Origin of the sequence: Pseudoalteromonas luteoviolacea NCIMB 1942, assembly GCF_001625595.1 — a bacterium.
In the GTDB taxonomy this organism is placed as follows: Bacteria; Pseudomonadota; Gammaproteobacteria; order Enterobacterales; family Alteromonadaceae; genus Pseudoalteromonas; species Pseudoalteromonas luteoviolacea_A.
Map to the genome: position 1 here is coordinate 1 of NZ_AUXT01000196.1, position 16,259 is coordinate 16,259.

Annotated in this window: 13 protein-coding genes; 6 read left to right on the plus strand and 7 right to left on the minus strand. The window is 43.4% G+C overall.

All coding sequences use genetic code 11. The features are described from left to right. Positions 1-455: 455 nt before the first annotated feature. The 4 genes from N482_RS18800 to N482_RS18815 all read left to right on the plus strand — a co-directional run bounded on the left by N482_RS18800 (position 456) and on the right by N482_RS18815 (position 5,457). Complete coding sequence (locus N482_RS18800) at positions 456-3,047, plus strand: reprolysin-like metallopeptidase (RefSeq protein WP_063378515.1); 2,592 nt, start codon at positions 456-458, stop codon at positions 3,045-3,047. Then, positions 3,044-3,400 carry a hypothetical protein gene (locus N482_RS18805; RefSeq protein WP_063378516.1) on the plus strand — a complete coding sequence of 119 codons (357 nt, stop codon included), beginning with the start codon at positions 3,044-3,046 and terminating at the stop codon, positions 3,398-3,400. Before N482_RS18800 ends, N482_RS18805 begins: the two co-directional genes overlap by 4 nt. Before the next feature lie 73 nt (positions 3,401-3,473). Continuing rightward, positions 3,474-4,160 carry a response regulator gene (locus tag N482_RS18810; protein WP_063378517.1) on the plus strand — a complete coding sequence of 229 codons (687 nt, stop codon included), beginning with the start codon at positions 3,474-3,476 and terminating at the stop codon, positions 4,158-4,160. 31 nt (positions 4,161-4,191) lie between these two features. Beyond that, positions 4,192-5,457, plus strand: coding sequence for a sensor histidine kinase (locus N482_RS18815; protein WP_196763603.1), 1,266 nt, complete (start codon positions 4,192-4,194; stop codon positions 5,455-5,457). Between the two features lie 30 nt (positions 5,458-5,487). Here N482_RS18815 and N482_RS18820 read toward each other — a convergent pair whose 3' ends face one another. Further along, positions 5,488-6,900 carry a DEAD/DEAH box helicase gene (locus N482_RS18820; protein ID WP_063378519.1) on the minus strand — a complete coding sequence of 471 codons (1,413 nt, stop codon included), beginning with the start codon at positions 6,898-6,900 and terminating at the stop codon, positions 5,488-5,490. A 204-nt stretch (positions 6,901-7,104) separates the two neighbouring features. Here N482_RS18820 and N482_RS18825 point away from each other — a divergent pair, with 204 nt between their 5' ends. After that, positions 7,105-8,709: a CHASE domain-containing protein gene (locus N482_RS18825; RefSeq protein ID WP_063378520.1), complete on the plus strand. Its 1,605-nt coding sequence runs from the start codon at positions 7,105-7,107 to the stop codon at positions 8,707-8,709. Positions 8,710-8,733: 24 nt separating this feature from the next. On the opposite strand, the gene N482_RS18830 is transcribed toward N482_RS18825, so the two are convergent. The 4 genes from N482_RS18830 to N482_RS18845 form a co-directional block, all read right to left on the minus strand. After that, the gene (locus tag N482_RS18830) at positions 8,734-9,609 is read right to left on the minus strand and encodes a DUF417 family protein (protein ID WP_063378521.1); all 876 of its coding nucleotides are present in this window, start codon (positions 9,607-9,609) and stop codon (positions 8,734-8,736) included. A 417-nt stretch (positions 9,610-10,026) separates the two neighbouring features. Beyond that, positions 10,027-10,260: a hypothetical protein gene (locus N482_RS18835; RefSeq protein WP_155730646.1), complete on the minus strand. Its 234-nt coding sequence runs from the start codon at positions 10,258-10,260 to the stop codon at positions 10,027-10,029. A gap of 135 nt (positions 10,261-10,395) precedes the next feature. Continuing rightward, entirely contained in the window at positions 10,396-11,190 is a 795-nt protein-coding gene (locus N482_RS18840) for a substrate-binding periplasmic protein (protein WP_063378523.1), read from the minus strand. Positions 11,191-11,216: 26 nt separating this feature from the next. Further along, positions 11,217-12,752, minus strand: coding sequence for a PAS domain-containing hybrid sensor histidine kinase/response regulator (locus tag N482_RS18845; protein WP_063378524.1), 1,536 nt, complete (start codon positions 12,750-12,752; stop codon positions 11,217-11,219). 523 nt (positions 12,753-13,275) lie between these two features. Between N482_RS18845 and N482_RS24990 the strand changes: the two genes are divergently transcribed. Beyond that, entirely contained in the window at positions 13,276-13,446 is a 171-nt protein-coding gene (locus N482_RS24990) for a hypothetical protein (protein ID WP_155730647.1), read from the plus strand. On the opposite strand, the gene N482_RS18850 is transcribed toward N482_RS24990, so the two are convergent. After that, positions 13,439-13,954, minus strand: coding sequence for a TlpA family protein disulfide reductase (locus N482_RS18850; protein ID WP_063378525.1), 516 nt, complete (start codon positions 13,952-13,954; stop codon positions 13,439-13,441). The two genes, N482_RS24990 and N482_RS18850, sit on opposite strands and share 8 nt — an antisense overlap. Further along, complete coding sequence (locus N482_RS18855; protein ID WP_063378526.1) at positions 13,944-16,067, minus strand: TonB-dependent receptor plug domain-containing protein; 2,124 nt, start codon at positions 16,065-16,067, stop codon at positions 13,944-13,946. The genes N482_RS18850 and N482_RS18855 overlap by 11 nt, the downstream gene beginning before the upstream one ends. Between the last annotated feature and the right edge of the window lie 192 nt (positions 16,068-16,259).

A 16,259-nucleotide genomic window follows, 5' to 3' on the forward strand; every position in this document is an offset into this window, starting at 1 on the left:
AGTCAGCCAGGAAGCAGAAGTTAACTAAGAGCAAAAAGTAGTATAAAAAGAATAAGCCAGCGAGCATATAAACAGTGGTAAGTTGAACTTTTTTCTAACTAGAAATACGAATTTTTTAGCTTAGTAAGGGACAACTGAGCGTCAAGTTTTGAGATGCTAGTTGTATAACTAGCATAGATATAAAAACCAACACCAATGGTTACCAATATCTTTCAAGGAGGGCCGCCACGTATAGGCAAACATAGCGTTGTGTATGCGACCGCAAGGAGTGCGGTACTGGCTTCATTTTTTCTACCTGCAACCCCTTTCTATGTTTTTATCATCATGATTTAATTAAAAGATGTTTATTTGTATCTGGTAGGATACAAAACCACCACACTTGGTTACCCAAGACCAAAGCATTCTTGGTTATTGTCATATACAGCACTTACAATCAATGACAACAGGATCCTGCTATGAAAAAACACCTACTCGCCGTTTTAGTAAGCCACATCGTTGCGACGACAGCCAATGCTGAGCCTGATTATTGGCATTATGCAGATAAAAGCCGTAACCAATTGGGGAATCAAAAGGTTTACTCCTTAGATGAAACTGCCTTGCATCAATCATTGAGTGCTGTTGGCGAAGAATCTATAGAAGTTGTATTACCCTTGCCAACTGGAGAGAAAGTGACATTTAAACTTTTCCCATCTCAAGTTATGGCGCCAGAACTTGCCGCTAAGTATGTCAATATTCGTACCTTTACAGGTGTGGATAAACATAACTCTGCGCACCGAGGTCATTTCAATATGGATGAGAGTGGCTTTTATGGCATGTTTAATTATCAAGGAAAGCATATATATATCGATCCAAAGCGTGAGACAAAAGGTCTGTACTCTGTCTATAATCGAGATGCGCAAAGTCGGCAGGTTAATCAATTACGCCAACAGGCGCCACGCAGACATAGTCAGCCGGTAACCTCACACCACCACGAATATACTCAATCGCGATTATCCAAGGCTAGCTATCCAAATACTGAGATCGTTTATCGTTTAGCTGTTGCAACAACAGGCGAGTATGCCGCTTACCATGGCGGCACCAAAGAAAAAGTCATGTCTGCGCTTGTGACGATGACGAATAGGCTTAATGACGTTTATAGCCGAGACATGGCCATTCGCTTCCAACTCGTCGAAGGTAGCGACAAATTAATCTTCTTAGACACAAATAGTGATCCATTTGACAATACCGATGCAGACATAGATAAAGTCAGTGCAGTGATCAACGAGCACATTGGACTTGAGAACTACGATGTAGGTCACCTTGTTGGAACGGGTGGTGGTGGTTTAGCTGGTTTTGAAGTTGTTTGTACAGAGCTAAAGGCTGAGGGGGTGACAGGGAGTGAGCAACCTGACAATGATGCATTTCATGTTGATTATGTAGCACATGAAATCGGTCACCAGCTTGGCGCTGAGCATACTTTTAATGGTACTGCTGGTGCATGCGCAGGCAATAGAGTCAATACCAGTGCGTATGAACCAGGAAGTGGCTCAACCATTATGGGGTACGCGGGAATTTGTGATGAGCAAGATTTACAAGCGAATTCAGATCCTTATTTCCATGCGCACTCATTGGAGCAAATGATGGCGTTTACACGTGAAAAAGCGGGTAAGAACTGTGGGACGCATTCTCCAAAAACAAATCAACGCCCAGTCGCGAACGCTGGTAATGACTTCACTGTTCCTGCCCGCACTCCGTTTAAACTGACAGGAAGTGCGACTGACGCTGACGGTGACAAACTCAGCTACAGTTGGCAGCAATATAATATTGGCAGTGCGTCTGATAGCAAGCAAAGTGATGGTGTTGATGAAGGTGGCCGACCAATATTCAGGACGTTTAATCCTACGGAAAGTGTTGAGCGGACTCTTCCCAAATTATCAGATGTATTGAAAGGCTCACTCAGTTATGGTGAGGCTTATGCCACAACAACGCGTACACTGGATTTTCGTTTAGTGGTCAGAGATGCCAACGGGGGAGTTGCAGAGGATGACATGCAAGTTTCAGTGGTTGCCAACGACAGTGGATTTGAGGTCAAGCTGCCAGATGCAAGTTCTCAATGGAGAACAAATCAACAAATCGTAAGCTGGTACACAGCAGATAGTGAAAACGCGCCAGTAAACTGTGAGCAAGTGGACATCTTATTATCTATAGACGGCGGGGAGCAATTTGTAACAACCCTTGCCAGTAAAGTGACCAATAATGGCCAATTCGAGGTTGCCTTGCCTGCTTTGAAGACAAATAAAGCTAGAATCATGGTGCGCTGTAGTGACAATATTTTCTTTGCTATAAATAACGGCGACTTTTCAATTACTAACGAAAGCGGCGCTGAGGTTAAGCCTAAAGTCACGGGTCAGAAGCCGCTGACAGTTGCTGAAGATAAATCAATAACTGTGCAGCTCAGAGATTTAACCATGGCGACAGCTCAAAGTATTGATAGCATTGAAATTGCTGGTGGAGATAACTACACAATTCAAGGGACTACGATCACGCCAAAAACGAACTTTAACGGTAATCTGCAAGCACAGGTGGTGGTAAAACGGGGTGCTATGCAAAGCGACCCTTATAATTTGAGTATTGCTGTTACGCCAGTTAATGATGCACCAGTTGCGCAAGATGACACTGCAAGTGTGGAATATGGCGCAAAGCAAATTCAAGTTAAGGTGTTGGAAAATGATAGTGACCTAGATGGAGATGCGTTAAAGCTAACGGGGGTAAATTATGCAGGAAACGGGACCGTGACTTTCAATGAGCAAATGATTATCTACACTGCACCAGCTGACTTCTCAGGGAAAGAGCAAATTTCTTACACGGTTTCAGATGCACAGGGCGCGACCACAACTGGACAATTAGACGTAACGGTAAAAGAGAAAACGAAAGTTACAGGGCCAACTCCAACGCCAGAACCAATATCAAAAGACAATGCTGACAAATCATCTGATAGTGGTTCTCTGTGGTCATTGCTGGGCATAATGTTACTTGGGTTGAGACGTCAGTGGAGCCTGCGGGCATGAGAGCGCAAATAAAGCGAACTCTGGTGTTTATTGCTTTGATATCAGCCCTAGGCGGGTGTGAAGATCAGCAAGAACATGGCTCACTCGGATTGGCCGTGCTGAAAAGCGATTTGGTACAAGCTAAAGCTGAGCAGGATTATCGCGTTTTAGTCTTTGCGAGTAGGAGACTGGTAATACCTGGATTTGAAGATGAAAATGTAAAAAGCCTTAAAGCACAGTGTGGTATACGTTACTGGAAAAATGAGGGGGATGTTATGTATTCAGTGACGGCGCGAGAAAATCGCAGTACCAAGTATGAATATGCCAGCAAATACAACAAAGCAGTATATGCGCTGTGTAAGCAGTCTAACTAAGCTAAAGGGGGCATGATGCCCCCTTTAGCTTCTTTGGATGGAATAAGTTATTTGTTGTATCTTAGTAGATGTTATGCAAAAAATTTTACTAATAGACGATGATCGAGAGCTAACCTCCTTGATCAGCCAATTTTTGGCGCAAAATGGGTTCTTGGTTGAAGTCTTGAATAATGGGCGGCAGGCGGCTGAATTTGTGTTTAAAATACAGCCTGATTTAATTATTCTTGATCTGATGTTGCCGGGCACAGATGGGTTAGCCATTTGTCGTGAGATCCGTCCTCACTTCTCTGGTGCTATTATCATGTTAACAGCGTTAGTTGATGATATTGATGAAGTGACAGGTCTTGAAGTTGGTGCTGATGATTATCTTTGTAAACCCTTAAAGCCCAGAGTGCTACTTGCTCATATCCGCGCACAATTGCGACGTCAATCAAGCTTGCAGGAGCAGCACAAAGACCTGCGAGTTGTATGTGATGGTAGTTTGCAATTAGACTGGCGTAATCGCACGGTTAGTTATCTCAATGAGGAGGTGACCCTCTCCAGCGCTGAGTTTGAGTTGCTGTGGGTACTTGCCCAATCTGCGGGAAGTATCATTTCTCGTGATAGCTTGCACCGCAAAATATTCAACCTAGAGTATGATGCTATGGACCGTTCGATTGACTTACGAATATCTCGGTTACGTAAAAAGCTTGGGGATGATCCTAAGCAGCCTCAAGTTATCAAAACCATACGAAATAAAGGGTATCTCATTGCAGATTAACGGCAAATTGATAGTGGCATGGGTGGGTGTCATGATTTTGATCAATATGGTTTCGGCACGCTGGCTCATCGAAGATGCTTACTTTGAAGTCCAAGAAGCTTCATTGGCGCAGTATGAACGATACTTAAACCGTCTAGCTGATGACATTGACGAGCACCTTAAAACTTTTTATGACACTGGAGATGAAGCCTTAGTTCAGGTCTTAACTAAGTATGGAAATGACCCCATATATATCCTATCTATACGACAATTTGACGATGACCCATTTTTAGTTGAACAACTAAGAGAGTTACAACTCAACCAAGTATTTGTTGACGCGCAAACTGCCAGTATTTACGTCATGCGTAGTAATAACCAGGTGGTCATGATAGGCCCTGTTATTCACCACAGCGTATTAAGCTGGTTTGCTGATTGGTTTATGTGGCTGATGGCCTGCTTGGTGAATGGTTTAGGTATTGTTGTCTTATTGATAGCAATGTATCGAGCTCAGCTGACACTCAGAGCTCAATTGGCAGCGGTGCTCCCCGCTGATATAGAAAAAGCGCAAAGTCCTCAAGCTCAGTTAACTGAACTTTACGGGTATTTGGCGTCAAGTGAGCAGCAAAGTACAGAGCAGTTAAATCTACAACGTGATTTGTTACATGGTGTTGCGCATGAATTTAGAAGCCCTATGGCGCGCATTCAATTTGCTTTGGACATGCTAGAGGATGCGGAGCTTGAGGCGCAGGCTGAACTTAAAAGTACCATGCAAAATGCTTTATTGGGCTTAGATGAGCTAGTTAAAGAGCTGTTGTACTACGCCAAACTTAAAGATGGCAGTACCGCAATGCAATTTCAGTCAGTATCTTGTAAAGATCTGATACAAGATGCTGTGGAGCAAGTATCAAGTTTTTATCCTAATATCGAATACAGCATTATTTGCGACGATTCAAATGTGATAGCCGATTATAACTTATTGCGCCGTGCTTTGATTAATATTGTCCGTAATGCAGGACGATTTGCTCATACTCAATGCCATATATCTGTCAGCAATGAAGGAGAATTTACGCGATTTTTTATTGAAGATGATGGCATTGGTATTCCACCGGGAAAACGAATGCGTATTTTTGAACCTTTTACTCGATTGGATCCGAGTCGCTCAAGGGATTCGGGGGGATGTGGATTGGGGTTAGCCACTGCAAACTCTATCGCTCAATTACACGATGGTGATATTAATGTCACCGATGGTCTGCAAGATTTAGGTGGCGCATGCTTCTGTTTGAAAATTAAGACCTTTACAGACAAGCCCAGCATTTAAACTGGGCTTGTAATACCATTAGGCAGACTTTTATGACTGTGGTTTGCGTGCCTGATTTGGCTTGTTTGCGCTACGCTGCTTATTGTTAGGTTTTGACTTGGAGCTCGGTTTACTTGTCCCTTGTGAGCTTGAGTTGCGCTTTGGCTTACGCGCATTGGTATGACGTTGCCCTGCGCGGCTTTTACCTTCCTTCGAGTGTGTGCTATTAGTCTGCTTTTGATCGGTAGCAGCCTTATCTGTCGAGTCTGTTTTATTTTTTTTCTTTTTTGGCTTGAATGGACGCGTATCCAACGGCTTTTCTGGCACAGGGTTTTGTGGCACAAACCCTGGTTCCTCTGCACGTGGAATGAGCGTACCAATGAAGCGCTCAATACCATATAAATCGTCCGCATCGGCCTGTGTTACAAATGATACAGCTATGCCCTCACTTCCAGCTCTTCCTGTGCGCCCAATTCTGTGTACATAGTCTTCGTAGGTATTGGGTAAATCGTAATTTACGACGTATGGGAGTTCACTGATGTCCAAGCCTCTGGCCACAATATCTGTGGCGACTAATACATTGACGTCGCCGTTTTTAAAACCATTTAGCGCTTTTACCCTTGCACCTTGCGACTTGTTGCCATGAATGGCAGCTGCGCTGATATGGCTTTTTTCCAATAACGCGACGAGCCTGTTTGCACCATGCTTCGTGCGACAAAATACTAATACTTGTTGCCACTTTTTCTCGATAAGAAAGTGGCACAGCAGTTTACTCTTTTGCGCTTTATCTAAGGCATATGCGCTTTGGATGACTGTTTTGGCGGCAGTGTTTTCAGTGGCGACAGAAATTTCAACTGGAGACGAGAATAGGTCTTGAGCTAATTCGCGAATCGGCCCAGAAAACGTAGCTGAAAATAATAAGTTCTGACGTTTATTAGGTAGTAGGCGAATGATTTTTTTTAAATCATGGATAAAGCCCATATCTAGCATACGGTCTGCTTCATCCAGTACCAAAGCAGATAACTCAGTAAACTTAATTGCATTTTGTTGATACAGGTCTAGCAACCTGCCCGGTGTTGCAATGAGAATATCGACACCTTTGCGTAAGCGCATCATTTGTGGGTTTATCTTAACACCGCCATATACAACGGTACTGCGAATACGTGTGCCTGCGCTGTACGTTTCAACACTCTCTGCAATTTGTATCGCAAGCTCTCTCGTTGGTGCAAGCACGAGTACGCGGGCTTGGTTTGCATGAGGTTGTTGGGTGTTAAGCAGCTGCTCAATCAGTGGTAAGGTAAAAGCCGCTGTTTTGCCTGTGCCAGTTTGTGCAGCAGCCATCACATCTTGACCGTTTAATATGGCTGGAATCGCTTGCTGCTGGATTGGGGTCGGTGAACTATACCCTTTAGTTTCAAGGGTGTTTAAAAGTACTTGGGATAACCCAAGTTGAGAAAAGTTCATGCATACTCTCTTTGTACTGAGGTGGCAATGGTGTGGACCTTTACCTTGTCTATGATTGGCAATACTGCCTTGGATACGCGATCATAGCAGAGTTAACAGAGTCTGCCGAATTTAATCCAAGGTGGCGCGGGTTGGCTTGCACGCTGCACGTTTTATTGTGTGGTCTATACTTGCATTGACAGCGTGCATATGAAGGGATTTATCATGGACATCACACAGCGGAAAGTGGCGCTTTGCATGCAGCTTACAGTGTTGGTTGCGGGCAGTCTTTTCACCGGTTCATTGGTATATATGCTGTATCAAGAGCAACAGCATTCCATCAGGCAAGAATTCAGTAAAGAGTATTTGCTTAGGGTAGATTCATTCAAAGAAACGGTGATGAACAACCTGTCTTCATTGCATAGCCTCGCTGTGCTTTTTGATGTTAAACCTCAAGCCAGTAAAGCGGAATTTCGTCATGTATCCTCTCGTATTTTAGCGACTAAGGCAGGGATCCAGGCATTGCAATGGGTGCCAAGAGTCACACAAGATGCGCGACGAGAGTTTGAGCAAAAAAACCAAGAAAACTATGCTCAGTTTGCTATAACCGAGCGACTGCAGGGGCAGATGCAAGCTGCCCAGATACGTAATCAGTATTATCCGGTGCAGTATATTGAGCCTCTTTTCGGTAATGAAGCTGCACTGGGCTTTGATTTATTTTCTAGTCAAACTCGCAGAGAAATTATACAAACGTCGAGAGATCTGGCGCTGCCGCTTGTAACGGCCAGTATTACACTCGTTCAAGACCCCCATAAACAAAAAGCCTTTATTGCGCTGCACCCTATATATGATCACCTATCCCTGACCGTCGCGGATAAACGCGACAATATTCGTGGCTTTGTAATTGGGGTATTTAAACTTAATGCGTTAGTCGCGCATTCAAAACTAGGTAAAAATGAAGGTGATATCGAGTTTGTTATTGAAGATGTAACGGATGCCACACAGCCGCAAACGCTGTATCGAAATCGTTTGCAGTCTTCGGGTCAGCTACAGTCCTGGTTAGACGTATGGGGGCGTAACTGGGTGATCAGTGCCTCACCGTCTCATCGTTTTGTACAAAGCCGTATTTCCGCTATACCTGTCCTAGTGCTTTTCATCGGTATGATAATGACATTTCTAATGTTCTTTTACGTGCGGCTTTTATATCGTCGCCAAATTGCAATTCAGCATGCAGTGAGAATCAAAACCAAAGAATTGGACAAAGCCAATGCCAGATTGCTTGCATTGACTCAAATAGATGGTCTGACGGAAGTATCAAATCGACGCCACTTTGACATGCAGTTGCAAAAAGAGTGGCGGCGGGCTGTACGCATCGGCAGCCCGATAAGTTTAGTTGTTATTGATATCGACTTTTTTAAGGAATATAACGATTATTATGGACATGTCGCAGGAGACCGCTGCTTATGTTTGGTGGCAAATGCTTTGGCTCAACTAGCGCAGCGTGCTTGTGATGTTTTTGCCCGTATTGGCGGGGAGGAGTTTATATTTATTCTCCCCGATACCGAGCAGCTCGATGGCTTTTGTGAAAAATGTTTATCGGCTGTTGTTGCACTGGAAATTAACCATGAAAGGTCATCGGTTAGCCAGTATGTGACCGTCAGCGTTGGCGCGTGTGCAATGCGCCCTGAAAGTAATGATGAAAGAAGTCATTTGCTTCATATCGCTGATCAGGCTATGTATCGAGCAAAAGATGCTGGTAGAAATACTTATGCCGTTAAAGACGTGACTAAGAAAGTAATGTCTACTGAATGTACAAGGCAGGTAGGGTAATTCCCCTTCCTGCCTGGCTTTTGATTACGCTGCAGAAGACTGTGGAGCTTGTTTAAACTCTCTTTCTTTCGAATCAATAGGCTGATTAATCAAGTAATTTAAGATTAATAGATTACAGATAAACCAAATATCCTTAATGATAAATTGTCCAGTACCTGTAAGCAGTGTAGACATACTGAGTGCGCCTGGCGTGGTGACTAGAAAAGTCTGTGTCATAACGAAAACAGCGCCACTACCTAATGCGGCTACAATAAATAGCTGCTTATGTCGTAAGAGTAACGCTGCACCCAACAAGGTGGTAAAGAAAATATCGTAGATGCCAATCAGGTTAGACGCCATTTGGACCGAAAACAAGTCATATAACCAAGACATAAAAGGAGAGTGACTAACTAAAGGTTCGATACCTTTTGCTTCTAACTCTAAGAATTTCATGCCTCCAATCCACAAGAGCACAAGTGCGACTGGAAAAAAGTTAAACCAAAGGTGCTGAGATGCGCTAAATTTATCGCGAGCAAAGAGGTAAAAGGCAATGGGTAGTAGTGCGAAATATTTAATGATCCCTTGCCCAGAGCCGATCACCGGAAATCCGCCGTGAGATTGGATCCAGCGTGGTTCGCCAAATAAAGTGACTAAAAATAGCGTGGCAACAGTAATAAGCCCCCAAAAAGCAGCGGGTTTAAAAGCGGGTTGCCTAGATATAAGTAAAGCACTGATGACAACGATAACGCCGCCTAACAGCTGAGCTGCTAGGACTTCTGAGGCGGCACTATCGAGCGAATAAAATTGTAAAGCCGTTTGCACATAGCGGTCACTGCCACCAAGCATCATTGATAACGCAAAGGTAAGCAAGCTGAATGCCGTTAGACCGGTCACCAAATTAATTAGTGTTTTTTGTTGCATGTGAACTCCTAGGAAATTGATTATCCTTACAGACCGAAGTGCCTAGATATATATTTCAATCTTTTGCTTTTTCTTGGTGTTAATCTCCAATTTTGGATAAAAAGCACACATTTTTACGGTGAAAAAACAAACTAAAATCAGCCGTTTATTACACTTTTACTAATTCTTTTGTCTGGTTTTTACTTTCTCATCACATTACTTTGTATTGTGTGTTGTGATCTCGTGGAATAACTAAATCTGGTGGATAATCGGCAAGCAATACCAAAAGCGCATCAACTGTTTGGCAAGCTGTTTTTTCTCTTATGCGCCAGACATACTTTTCAACAGTTGTTGGTGTTAAGACCAAGTATTCTGCAATTTCAGTGACTGTTTTTTATTGCAAGTTGCTGCGCAATTTATAGTTCTTTGACTGTGAATTCATGGCAATAAATGCGTGCCATTGTATGAATATTTTGTTTTTCTGCCACGTACTGAAAAGCGCGCTACTGCAACATCAAGCGCGTCTATATCCGGCGGCAAATGATGAGAGTGCCGCCCGCAAAACAGCGTGTCATGAGATTCGATGATAACCGTTTGCATTGGACTGTTTTGCGCCGTAAGTAGGTTAATCACCTTAACATCGCGCAGCACCGGGCTATCTAATTGTATCAACAGGTAGCTTGGCTGTGTAAGTCTGCTTGTTCAATAAAGTCGTCGACCTGCGTGAAGTGTTCTGTGGTAAAGCCTTTGGCGTCTAACCAATGTGCACTGTGAGATCTAAGTTTTCAAAGAGGGTGTAAACAAGTACTAAGGGGCATTGGTAGTTGGCCCATTTATTGGCTTATCACCATACTGTGCCAAGATTGCTTGGTATTCGCCAGTCTGTTTTATTTTATCTAAGCCATCGTTAAAGATACTGAGTAACCGCATGGTTGTCGGGTTATTTTTCAAAAACAACAAATGAAGCGTCCCCGTTAGCAAGGGCTTAGGTAAAAATGTCAGTGCTGACTTTTCCTCAGGGTAGCTGTGCTCCAGCATATACATACCGGGTAATAACCCAATTGGAAAAAGATCAATTCGACCTTTTAGGAGCATAGAGAAGTTTTGCTCATCGCGTGTCATAATGTTCACATTCAGATCGCCTGAATTGGCCATGTGCCAAAACTCATTGGTATAGCTATATCCCCTCGTTGCCCCAATTCGATACTTTTCAAGCTCTTCCAATTTGTTCCAAAGAGGCACGGGGTTATTCTTTTTTATAAAAAAGACTGCGGACTCTTCGTAAAGCGCTGTACTACAGGCAAAGTGTGTCTGTCGCGAGTCTGTGCAGTACCAAAACGCCGCTGCGTCATAATACCCTTTTTTAGCTTCCATAAAGCTACGTGCCCAAGGCATAAAGTGGAACTGAACGCGAATATTGTGCTTGGCAAATGCCGCACGAATTACTTGGGGGACTAACCCTTGGTGTTTGAGTTTTTCTGCTGAGTATGGGGGATATTCACCAATCGCGATGGTGAGTGTTTGGGCACTCACATAGCTCACAAACAAGAGTGTGAAAAGTACGACTGTAGTTAATGTCGTGTGGAGCTGGCGTTGGGTCATAATAGTCATTACTGCTTGATGATGGGCTATTGTGAATGTGGCATATCGGACAATGCCTCCAGTAATTCTTGTTGTGTAAACGGTTTGGTGAGATAGCCCTTAGCGCCCAGTTCCTGGCACTTTTGTTGTGTGGCTTCAAAGGCATCTGCCGATAACATGATGATGTGCGGATGCGAGTCGAGAGATATAGTGTTGATCAGCGCTAGCACTTCATAACCGTTCATTTTAGGCATGTTGATGTCCAATAATATCAAGTTAAATGGTGGGCTTTTACTAATTACTTGCAACGCTTCGTAGCCATCGGATGCTTTTTCAATTTGGCCGCAAAATGGAGTAAGCATTTTGCTAGTAATGACTTGATTGAGAGCATTGTCGTCGACAATCAGAGTGCGAGGAATACAGAGTTCCAATGGGGATTCAGTTGCAGTGGGTTGTTCAGCTTGATGGGTATGAACTTGGGTCGCTGGCATTGAGATTGTTACATGGGTGCCAACATCCACTTCAGAGCTAAAATTCAAATCATAGTTGAGGAGTTCACAGAGTTGGCTAACCACCTCTAGACCTAACCCACTGCCACTCACCATACCTTCGTAAGAGGTATCTTCTTGTGTGTAGGCTTTAAAAATGGCCTCGATATCTTTGATCCCAACGCCTGTATCGATCACCGAAATAGTACACGTGTCTTCATGAAAATCGGCTCTAACCTCTACTGATCCTGTTTTAGTGTATTTAATGGCATTGCTGACTAGGTTACTGAGCACTTGCGTGAGCCGCACTTTGTCGGTTTTAACAAACATGCCAGATACTTTGTTTGTAGCTGCTTTCAACTTTAGTTTTTTTCCTTCTGCAGCGGCATTGTATAACTCTTTGATATGGGCAAACACATTCTCTAAATCAACGACCTCAATGCTGGTGGAGAGCTTTTCTGCATCCAGTTTGGTAAGCGTGAGAATATCATTGAGTAAAGACTGCAGTTGCTCACCACAGCTTAAAATGGTGCTGATATCCTGCGCAATTTTGTCATTACCTACGGCTCTTTTGAGTGTCCCCGCAATGCCCAAAATCCCAAATAAAGGCGTTCTAATTTCATGTGACATACGGGCAAAAAACTGCTCTCTTGCTTCGAGAGCCTCAATCGCGCGGCGCTCACTCTCTTTAATTTCCGTGATATCAGTATGGGAACCAACCATACGAATAGACTTACCCTGATCGTCGCGAATAATCAGTCCTCGACAACGGATCCAAATAGTTTTACCTGTGGCATGGGTGTAGCGCACGATTTGATCATATGGGTGTGATGGGTCGGCTTTGTGCATTTCAAAATTGTCCATGGCAAGCCTTAAATCATCTTGATTGATAATGTGTTGCCACTCAGAAACCAAATGCTGCTTGGTGCTTGGGTCGTAGCCTAAGGTTTGCCATAGCTTGGGGCTCATCCACTCTTGAGTTGGGTTTTCTAAGTCCCAATACCAAAAGCCATCTAATGAGCATTCAACCATAAAATTGAAGATCTCAGGGCTTTTTTTGATTTGAGCGTATAGTTCCTTTTCAAGTCTGTGCACAAGACCCCTCCAACGGCAATTAAACTTTTAAGCACGGTGCAGGCTTAAGTATAGTATTAACATACTTTTACTGCGTTAGTATTGCATGATTTATATCCAGTTTTATGGCAAGTTAGTGAACAGTTTGCACACACCTAGCATAGTACGTGACGTATGCTTTTTTGTCTTGTGAGGGAAATAAGCGGCAAAAGCAAGATAAAAAACGTTAATTGCCATATTAATATCATTTTTATCTTGTATATTTTATCTAGTTAACGTAAACTGACCGACTTGCTTGTTTGACTCACATTAATAAGCAACATTTATGTCTTACCTTGATCCAGTCAGTCATAGTTTTAAAGTTAGCGCCTTAATGCGTCTGTCTTGAAATTATCAAGTTTTCAATCATGTAAAAACATGATTCCGTTGAGCATCGTCTTGCGATGCACCTATTCAGCAGACCTTAATAAGGCACCATGTAAATCAATATTGATCCGCGTAAAAATGCGATGAGATATTAAAATTAATTTATGAGCGTTTTATTATGTCTTACTTATACCAAGGACAGCAGGTGGCGATCACTTTGCCGGTCCAATCTATCTCTATGAACAAGCGCCGTATGGCGGTAAAGCACCAAGATGGCCTGAGCTATATTGCTTTTGAAAATGCAGCAGATGCAAAAGGGTTTTTAAGCTGGTTAGGAAAAGTTAACTAATCAGTGTTGATCTGATGCGGCAGGTCGCATCAGTTATCAACGTCTGCATGCGCGCGCGAAGGTCAGCCTCAGGCATAAAGCCAATGTGGTAAGTGACTAGATTTCCCCGATAATCGAGTATTAACAACTGAGGTGTGCTCTTACTCTCTAGTAAGTTAGCCAAGGCGTTGGGTAGGGTTACCATTGCAAAGCGTGATTGGTAGCGCGCCATCACCCGTTTGAGTTGGCGTTTATCTGCGCCAGTTGCCATCATCATCACCGAAAATCTTTGACATGTGTGTGGCTGTGCATCGTACATGTGTTGTAGCAATTTGTGCTGTTTTTTACACCAAATACAGTCTGGCTGAACTAGCATGACTGCTAGCATCTGACCTTGGTAGTGCGCTAAAGAGTCAGGGGCATGAGGAGTTAAGGGAGTGAGCACTAATTCATAAAAAGGACTCGTGGCATCGCTAAAAAATGACGCCACGAGCAAAGGGAGTGTGGTGAATACTTGTTTAAAAGTCATAGTCGAAGCCGATGTAGGCTAGCCTACCGCGCAGTGGTGCATATATATATGTGACATCGTAACTGCCTTCGTTATCAAACATGATGGGCGTATCTTCATCTGCTGCTTGGTTGTAATCGAGCGCATTGTTGATGCCAAAGTACAGCTTAACCTGCTTATTCAAAGCATACGTCACTTTAAAATCGAGCAGACCATAGCTACCCACATCCGTCTCTTTGGCTTGTGTGGCTTGTTGATCGTTAAATGCCTCATAGCCGTAGTCGGCTAGGTCTCTGCTGGGGACAAACAAGTAATTTGCACTAAGGCCCCACTCGTTATATTCATAATCTAAGTTAACACTCGCGCGCTGTTCAGTGGGTGCAATACCAAATGAAGACTTAAACACATCGTTGTACTGATAGGCTTCAAAGCTGCCGCCTACCAGCAATGATGGTGTAAGCTGGTAACCTATAGCGAAGTCCCAAGCCAAGACATCTGCTTGTTCAGTCAATTGGCCAAGTACGGGTGTGCCAGATGCATTGTGTGTCAACGAGGCGAGATTATCGACTTGCGTGTAAGCAACAGACAGGGTTGCGTTTAACTTGTCTGCCGTATGATTCAGTGAATAATTGTAGCCTAATGAACGTTCCACATCGTGCACATCTACGAGGTACCCTTTCTCGGCATCTAAAATGCCATGATCACTTTCGAAAAATGATAGTGGAGCACGATAACCTTGTCCTACAGAAAAGCGAGAAGTCCAATTCTCATGATGGAACCAACGCACATCTAGGCGCGGTGATATCAAAGTTTCATCAATTTCATCACCAATAGCTTGGTTCGCAATAAAGTTCGCATTGATTTGATCGATACGTATGGCCAGTGCCAGCTCAAAATCGATAGATGGCGTGTACGTATCTTGTATAAACAAGCCGGAAACGGTGTAATCAAAGCTATCTGACATGTAAAGCGGGTTATTTGCCAGCGCTTCGGTATGGCTGCGCATGGTTTCATCGCGGTGATCCATACCTAACGTTATCAGGTGTTGATTGTTGAGAGAGTAGTAGAGCTTTGCTGCAACAAACTGCATGTCATCTTCTGCATAGTAATCGATGCTTTCGTAAAAAGAGTCTTGTATATGTTCAATGTTGGCATAACTGACATCTAGCACGAGGTTGTCATTGAGACTGTGCAGTAGGGTAAATAGCCACTCTTCGCGTTGAGTATCAACCCATTCTGCTGTTTCCCACGGGTTGCCAATATAGCGATTACGTACATCATTATCGGCAAATAGGTTGTCAGCTTCTCCCTTATTCACGCTCGAGAGTGTTTCAGCAATCGAGCTTGTGGTGTCTCCGATAACCGGTCCGCCAAAGACTTCAGATTGGCTGCGACCGTAGCGCGCCTTGACAGTCGTATCTAGAGACAGGTCATGAGTAAGGGTTAATGCTAATGACTGGTTATCTAATAGTGGGGACTCACTTATGCCATTGTTGTCACCATCAAATTGGGCGCGACTATCATGCTGTGCGATCATGCTGACAGTGCTTTTTTCATCATCGCTGATCCCCATGGCGACCATAGATAGTTTACGGTAGTCTTGAATGCCAAAAGCAACATCTAATTCTGCGCTATTCTCGGTTGGCTTTTTAGATACCAAGTTAACTATACCACCTATCGCCTCTGGTGCAGTGAGCGATGCACCCGCACCGCGTGCAATTTCTATGGTGCCGATACCAGCTGTTGCAACGCTATCCATACCGTAAAACCCTGAGAGCATCGTATGTAGGGGGATGCCATTAATCAACACATTGGTGTGCTCGCCCTTCATACCGTTGATCATAATGCGTTTTGCACCACACATGGAGCACTCATTAGAGACGCGAATACCTAGCGCTTTATCAATGGCCTCACTGAGGTTTGCCGCTTGCATATTTTTTAGCTGCTGTGCATCAATAAGCTCAGTTTTAGCTATGCTGTCTTTTAGGATACCGCGTGCTTGCAACCGTGACTGTACACCTTGTACTTCAATGTGCTCCAAATTTTGTTTTTGGTTGTTGGCATAAACGAGTGGCGACGTGAGTAAAGTTGTGGCGATTATAGCTTTAGATAAATACAGGCTAGTGTAATTCACTTCAGTTTGCTTTAATGATAATGATTATTATTTATGTTAGCGCGTTATGATTCTGAACTTCAAGTAATAAATTATTTAAATTTTGATTTAAATATTGCGTGAGTAATTTGTGTTGAGTAGGGTCTAGTAAACAATAATGACTAAAATAAACATAATTTCTCCGCACTTATAATTGGCGCCAAATGCTGATCG

Bases quoted from the DNA above. Each gene is read 5' to 3' on its own strand.
- N482_RS18800 (WP_063378515.1), top strand. From the start codon at position 456: ATGAAAAAACACCTACTCGCCGTTTTAGTAAGCCACATCGTTGCGACG.
- N482_RS18825 (WP_063378520.1), top strand. From the start codon at position 7,105: ATGGACATCACACAGCGGAAAGTGGCGCTTTGCATGCAGCTTACAGTG.
- N482_RS18815 (WP_196763603.1), top strand. From the start codon at position 4,192: ATGATTTTGATCAATATGGTTTCGGCACGCTGGCTCATCGAAGATGCT.
- N482_RS18805 (WP_063378516.1), top strand. From the start codon at position 3,044: ATGAGAGCGCAAATAAAGCGAACTCTGGTGTTTATTGCTTTGATATCA.
- N482_RS18810 (WP_063378517.1), top strand. From the start codon at position 3,474: ATGCAAAAAATTTTACTAATAGACGATGATCGAGAGCTAACCTCCTTG.
- N482_RS24990 (WP_155730647.1), top strand. From the start codon at position 13,276: ATGTCTTACTTATACCAAGGACAGCAGGTGGCGATCACTTTGCCGGTC.
- N482_RS18850 (WP_063378525.1), bottom strand. From the start codon at position 13,954: ATGACTTTTAAACAAGTATTCACCACACTCCCTTTGCTCGTGGCGTCA.
- N482_RS18820 (WP_063378519.1), bottom strand. From the start codon at position 6,900: ATGAACTTTTCTCAACTTGGGTTATCCCAAGTACTTTTAAACACCCTT.
- N482_RS18830 (WP_063378521.1), bottom strand. From the start codon at position 9,609: ATGCAACAAAAAACACTAATTAATTTGGTGACCGGTCTAACGGCATTC.
- N482_RS18840 (WP_063378523.1), bottom strand. From the start codon at position 11,190: ATGACCCAACGCCAGCTCCACACGACATTAACTACAGTCGTACTTTTC.